This window comes from Prosthecobacter sp., from assembly GCF_044378005.1.
In the GTDB taxonomy this organism is placed as follows: Bacteria; Verrucomicrobiota; Verrucomicrobiia; order Verrucomicrobiales; family Verrucomicrobiaceae; genus Prosthecobacter.
In genome coordinates this window covers 1-6037 of record NZ_JBILYB010000229.1, presented here as the reverse complement: position 1 = coordinate 6037, position 6037 = coordinate 1, and the positions used below count along the sequence as shown (strand labels likewise).

The window sequence follows — 6037 nt, the reverse complement described above, 5'->3', positions numbered from 1 at the left end:
CAGGCTTCGAGGACAAGATCATCGCCCTCTACGCACGCGGCATGACCGTGCGCGACATCAAAGCGATGCTCGAACAGCAATACCGTATCGAGGTCAGCCTACATCGGACGGCAACTAGGACTGCCGTATGGCGGAGGCTGGCACAAGTATAGCAAGCAAACTCCCAGAGATAGTGGCGGCCACTTGGGGCTCTCGGCCTGGGATTGGCTGCCGATGATGCTTCACGAGTTCCACTTTCAACAACCGCAGCCAGGGGGCGGAAAGCTGCTGTTCTCCATCTTGCTGATCAGCGACACGGGGTTCTTTATGGGAGACCAGGTCAGTGAGGGCAAAGGCGCAGTCGCCAAGTATGCACCTGCGGAGAAATCGCAGACGTGCATCGCCTTTCTGACCACCACCAATGTCAACGCTTGGCAAGGCCCGGGACCGCGAGCAGATGCGCACCTTCATCGAAACCGGCGGAAGTCTGCCTGAGGATTACGCAGCCAGGGGCATCTTCGGCAAGTGCTGTGACTTCAAACGCATCGCCACAGAAGATGACACGAATCGCCTGATCGACGAACTGGTGACCGAGATGGGGCGAAAGGGGATTCCGCTGAAACGATTGGAGAGGAAGGTCTAGGATTGCATCCCTCCGCTGTGGCCAAGTAGATTAATGTGCTGCAGCAGGCGGATGAAAGACCTGAACCCGAAAACTTGATTGAAGTTAATCATCTGAACCGATAGCTTTGCCTTCCATGACTCAGGAACCGTTCATCCAGCCCCGCTTCGTCGGGCCAAGATTCGAGGGGCACACGCTCCCGCTCTCGGCGGCGAAGGACTTGGCGGCGTATGAGGAGCTGGTGCTGGAACTGGCGAAGCATCTGGTGCGGCAGAAGCACGGAAGAGTGAAGAAGGGCTTCGCCCATGGCTTCAGTCTGCACATCGAGCGCATCGACGACGGCAGTGCCAAGCCCGCGCTGGTGGCGATGCTGCTGGGCACGCTGCTTCCAGACCTGCCAGCCGAGATCGTGGAGGCAAAAGACTTGATCAACTCCGTGATCGCCACGGAGTCAGGGCAGACTTTCCCCGCCGTCTTCCCCAAGGATTGCTACAGCTACTTCAACCGCATCGGCCGTTCGCTGGAGGAGGGAGAGTCCATCGAGTGGCTGCCCGATTCCCCCACCAACAAGACGGTGCTGACGCCCGTGAAACGGAAGCGGCTGGTGCTGGCGCATCGGGAGACCTATGAGGCGGAGGTGAATGTGGCGGGTCTTGTCGAAAGCCTGGACACGAAACGCCGCACGGGCACGCTGAGTTCGCTGGAGAACCAGACCGTGACCTTTGCCTTTGATGATCCCTTCTTCTCCGATCTGAAGGAGGCCTTGGGAAACCGTAGGCTGACGGTGAGTCTGAAAGGAATCGGTGTTTTCGATTTGGACGACCGCCTCACAGCGATCACCGAGATCGAACAGTTGGAACTTCTGCCTCACTTGGAACTGGTGGGAGGTATCGAAGCGCTGTTGGAATTGCAGGATGGGTGGCTTGAAGGAGGCGGAAAGGCACCCGACCCTGAGCGTTTGTCCTGGCTGATGAATGAGATGGTCAGGGCTTTCCCTGCTGATCTCGAATATCCTGCGGTGGTGCCCACCGAGGACGGAAACGTCGTCTTAGAGTGGATCAGGCCTCATGCCAGGATCGAACTGGAGGTCAACTTTGCCGACGAGCAGTTGGAACTTTATGCCACCAACCTGAAGACCGATCAGTTCGTGGAAGAAACCTATCCGCAGGACGGCTGGGCGGATGCCTTTGGGAAAATCTCCACACTCCTCATCGCATGAGTGCTGAATGGACATCCGACAGCCTGTTTTACCGGCAGGTGAATCCGAGCTGGCTGGCAGACGGAGTGCCCAGCAGTCAAGCTTTTGGTCCCACGCCCAAAGACGAGGACAAGCTATCGGTGGACGATGCCTCCAAGGTCTCCGCCGAGGGATCGTGGAGGCACTTTACGGAGAAGCTGGGCCTGAGGTCCGTCGGGACGTGGGCGGTGTCGATGGGTGAGGTGGAAGAGGCGGGTGATCTGCTCGTGGCCGCCTCCCCGACAGTGGTGGCAGAAGACCCGGCCAAGAACAACCCGGCTCACTGCCATGTGGATTTCTCCGGGATTGCCTCCAAGGGACAGAAGAAAAAGCGTGCTCAACACCTTGCGATCAAGGCAACCGAAAGAGGCTGCCTTTTCCAGCCTTCGGCATAGCCCCATTACTGCCGAACGCTTCATGTCCCTCCACAAAGAACTCAGCTTCGAGACCGAGATCTGCGAGCACCTCGCGGCGAATGGCTGGCTCCATGCGAAGGGAGATGCCGCCAGCTATGACCGGGCTCGGGCGCTTTTCCCGGCGGATGTGCTGGCCTGGGTGCAGGCGACGCAGCCGAAGGCCTGGGAGACCCTGATGAAGAACCACGGGGCGAAGGCGGAGGAGACGCTGCTCAATCGGCTGCGTGACCAGATCGACCAGCGCGGGACGCTGGACGTGCTGCGGCATGGGATCGAGTTTCTGGGGCTGAAGCAGCCGCTGAAACTGGCGGAGTTCAAACCGGCACTGGCGATCAATGCGGACATTCTTTCCCGCTATGCAGCGAACCGGCTGCGCGTGGTGCAGCAGGTGAAATACTCGGTGCATAACGAGAACTGCCTGGACCTCGTGCTCTTCCTGAATGGCGTGCCGGTGGCGACGGTGGAGCTGAAGACGGACTTCACCCAGAGCATCGGCGATGCCATCGACCAATACCGCTTTGACCGGAACCCGAGGCCGAAGGGGCAGACACCGGAGCCTTTGCTGAGCTTCCCGAACGGGGCGCTGGTCCACTTCGCCGTGAGCAACAGTGAGGTCCACATGGTGACGAAGCTGGATGGACCGGCGACGAAGTTCCTGCCCTTCAATCTGGGGAACGATGGCGCGGCGGGGAACCCTTTGAACCCGAACGGCCACCGCACGGCCTACCTGTGGGAGCGTGTCTGGGCGCGTGAGAGCTGGCTGGAGATCCTGGGGCGCTACCTGATCGCCAAACGAGACAAGAAGAAGGTGATCGAGCAGATCATCTTCCCGCGCTTTCACCAACTGGATGTGACGCGGAAGCTGCAAGTGGCGGTACTGCATGATGGCGCTGGCGGGAAGTATCTGATCATGCACAGCGCGGGCAGCGGGAAGACGAACAGCATCGCCTGGGCGGCGCATTTCCTGGCGGAGCTGCATGACGCGAACCATGAAAAGATGTTCGACACGGTGCTAGTGGTGTCTGACCGCAACGTGATCGACACGCAGCTTCAGGAGGCCATCTTTGACTTCGAACGCACGAGCGGCGTGGTGGCGACGATCACGAACAAGGACGGCAGCAAGAGCAGCAAACTGGCGGAGGCGCTGGATGGCTCGAAGAAGATCGTGGTCTGCACGATCCAGACTTTTCCCTTTGCCCTGGCAGCGGTGCGGGAGCTGGCAGCGACGAAGGGCAAACGCTTTGCCGTGATCGCGGATGAAGCGCACAGCTCGCAGACCGGCGAGGCGGCGTCGAAGCTCAAACAGGTGCTGTCACCCGAAGAACTGGCCGAGCTGGCCGACGGCGGCGAAGTGAGCACGGAGGACATCCTGGCTGCTCAGATGGCGGCCCGCGCTGGCGAGAGTGGCATCACCTTCGTGGCCTTTACCGCGACACCGAAGACGAAGACGCTGGAGCTGTTCGGCACGAAGGACGCGGACGGTTTGCCGAAGCCCTTCCATGTGTATTCGATGCGGCAGGCGATTGAAGAGGGCTTCATCCTCGACGTGCTGAAGAATTACACGAGCTACAAGCTGGCCTTTAAACTCGCCCACGAGGGCAAGGAGATGGATGAGAAGGAAGTGGAGCGCAGCGCCGCGATGAAGGGCATCATGGGCTGGGTGCGGCTGCACCCCTACAACATCGCGCAAAAGGTGGAGGTGGTGGTGGAGCACTACCGCGAATTCGTGGCTCCGCTGCTGGAAGGCAAAGCCAAGGCGATGGTGGTGGTGAGCAGCCGCCTCGAAGCGGTGCGCTGGAAGCTGGCCATCGACAAACACATCCTAGATCGTGGCTACAAGATCGGGACGCTGGTAGCCTTCTCCGGTGAGATCCATGACAGTGACAGTGGAGCGGATGCCTTCACGGAGACGAGCAAGGCTTTGAATCCGAACCTCAACGGGCGCGACATTCGCAAGGCCTTCAACACGGACGAGTATCAGATCCTCCTGGTGGCGAACAAGTTCCAAACCGGCTTCGATCAGCCGCTGCTCTGCGGCATGTATGTGGACAAGCGACTCGACGGCATCCAGGCCGTGCAGACGCTCTCCCGCCTGAACCGTGCGCACACTGGCAAGGACACCACCTACGTCGTGGATTTCGTCAACGAAGCGGCGGAGATACTGGCCTCCTTCAAGACCTACCACACCACAGCGGAACTCTCCGCGACGACAGACCCGAACCTTGTTTTCAACCTGCGCTCCAAGCTGGATGCCGCCGGGCATTACGATGACTTTGAAGTGGATCGCGTGGTGGAAGCCGAGATGAAGGGCGAGAAGCAAAGCGAACTCCTCAAAGCTCTGGAGCCTGTGGTGGACCGCCTCATGAAGCGCTACAAGGCCGCGCAAGAGGCCCTGAAGGCTGCGAGAGAGAAGAATGACGAGACCGCCATCAAGGCCGCACAGGATGAACTGAACGCGCTGATTCTCTTCAAGGGCGACATGGGAGCCTTCATCCGCCTTTACACCTTCCTTTCCCAGATCTTCGACTACGGCAACACCGCCATCGAGAAGCGCGCGATCTTCTACAAGCGCCTCATTCCTCTGCTGGAGTTTGGCCGCGAGCGTGAGGGCATTGATTTGTCCAAGGTGGTGCTGACACGGCATAAGCTGCTGCACAAAGGCAAGCAGCCCATGCCATTGAGCGAAGGCGAGACGCCGAAGCTGGAACCGATCACCGATGCGGGCAGCGCCGGTGTGCAGGAAAAGACGAAGGTCTTCATGGCGGAGCTGATCGAGAAGCTGAACGAACTCTTCGGCTCCGAAACCACCGAGCAGGACCAGCTCGTGTATGTGAAGCATGTCATCCGTGGCAAGATGCTGGAGTCACAGACACTGCGGCAGCAGGCGACGAACAACACGAAGGAGCAGTTCGCCACCTCGCCCGATTTGGACAAGGAACTGGAGAACGCCATCGTGGAAGCCCTGGACGCCCACACCTCCATGAGCACCAAGGCGCTCAACTCCGAGGCGGTGCGCAAAGGATTAAAGAACATCCTGCTGAATCACGCCGACCTCTGGGAACTGCTGCGGCTGGCCTCAGCGGCGTAACCATCTTCACGCTCTGATCGATGCGCCGAGCCGATTTGTTTTGGCGATGGCTCCTGACGAAGAGGACGGCTGTTCTGTCGTCTGGCGGGCGAGGGGGAAGACTGCTGCGCAGGGGACGTGCTTCGCAGGAGACGGGAGACGCGCTTTGCGCGGAGACGGGGAGACGGCCATGCGGAAGACTTTGAGACGGCTGCGCCGGAGACTTTGAGACTGGGAGACGCGGAGGCGGGAGCCAACAGGTTAAAAACCTGTTCCACTTTCTTTTCATCTCTGCGGCCTTCCAAGCCGCTCTTGCAAAGGGGGCTGCTTTGTTCAATCTGAACGCGTGCTCCGAACCCTCCTCAAATCCAAAATCCACCGCGCCACTGTCACTGACTCCAATGTCCAATACGAAGGGAGCATCACGATCCCGACGGATCTGATGGAGGCGGCGGACCTGTGGGAGGGGGAGAAGGTGCTGGTGACCTCGATCACGAACGGCCAGCGTCTGGAGACCTATGTGATCACGGCTCCGGCGGGCTCGGGGATGATCGTGGTGAATGGTGCGGCGGCGCATCGCATCAGCACCGGGCACATGATCACGATCATGGCCTTCGGGCAAAGCGAGACGCCGGTGGTGCCGAAGCGTCTGCTTTTGAACGAGAAGAATGAGATCGTGAACACCACGGTGCTCTAGTTTTTCTCGGTTCGCTGTT

General features: G+C 59.6%; 6 protein-coding genes. All 6 read left to right on the top strand.

Annotation, left to right across the window (positions count from 1 at the left end; genetic code table 11):
• Window positions 1-102 precede the first annotated feature (102 nt).
• The 6 genes from AC6FTP_RS24910 (at window position 103) to panD (ending at window position 6018) form a co-directional block, all read left to right on the top strand.
• A complete protein-coding gene (locus AC6FTP_RS24910) occupies window positions 103-474 on the top strand; it encodes a PM0109 family protein (protein WP_497209611.1) in 372 nt (123 codons plus the stop codon).
• Window positions 401-622, top strand: coding sequence for a hypothetical protein (locus tag AC6FTP_RS24905; RefSeq protein ID WP_497209610.1), 222 nt, complete (start codon window positions 401-403; stop codon window positions 620-622). The genes AC6FTP_RS24910 and AC6FTP_RS24905 overlap by 74 nt, the downstream gene beginning before the upstream one ends.
• A gap of 115 nt (window positions 623-737) precedes the next feature.
• Complete coding sequence (locus AC6FTP_RS24900) at window positions 738-1820, top strand: hypothetical protein (RefSeq protein ID WP_497209609.1); 1083 nt, start codon at window positions 738-740, stop codon at window positions 1818-1820.
• A complete protein-coding gene (locus tag AC6FTP_RS24895) occupies window positions 1817-2233 on the top strand; it encodes a hypothetical protein (protein WP_497209608.1) in 417 nt (138 codons plus the stop codon). The genes AC6FTP_RS24900 and AC6FTP_RS24895 overlap by 4 nt, the downstream gene beginning before the upstream one ends.
• A gap of 22 nt (window positions 2234-2255) precedes the next feature.
• Window positions 2256-5342, top strand: coding sequence for a type I restriction endonuclease subunit R (locus AC6FTP_RS24890; protein WP_497209607.1), 3087 nt, complete (start codon window positions 2256-2258; stop codon window positions 5340-5342).
• 325 nt (window positions 5343-5667) lie between these two features.
• The gene (gene panD / locus AC6FTP_RS24885) at window positions 5668-6018 is read left to right on the top strand and encodes an aspartate 1-decarboxylase (RefSeq protein ID WP_497209606.1); all 351 of its coding nucleotides are present in this window, start codon (window positions 5668-5670) and stop codon (window positions 6016-6018) included.
• The last annotated feature ends 19 nt before the right edge of the window (window positions 6019-6037 follow it).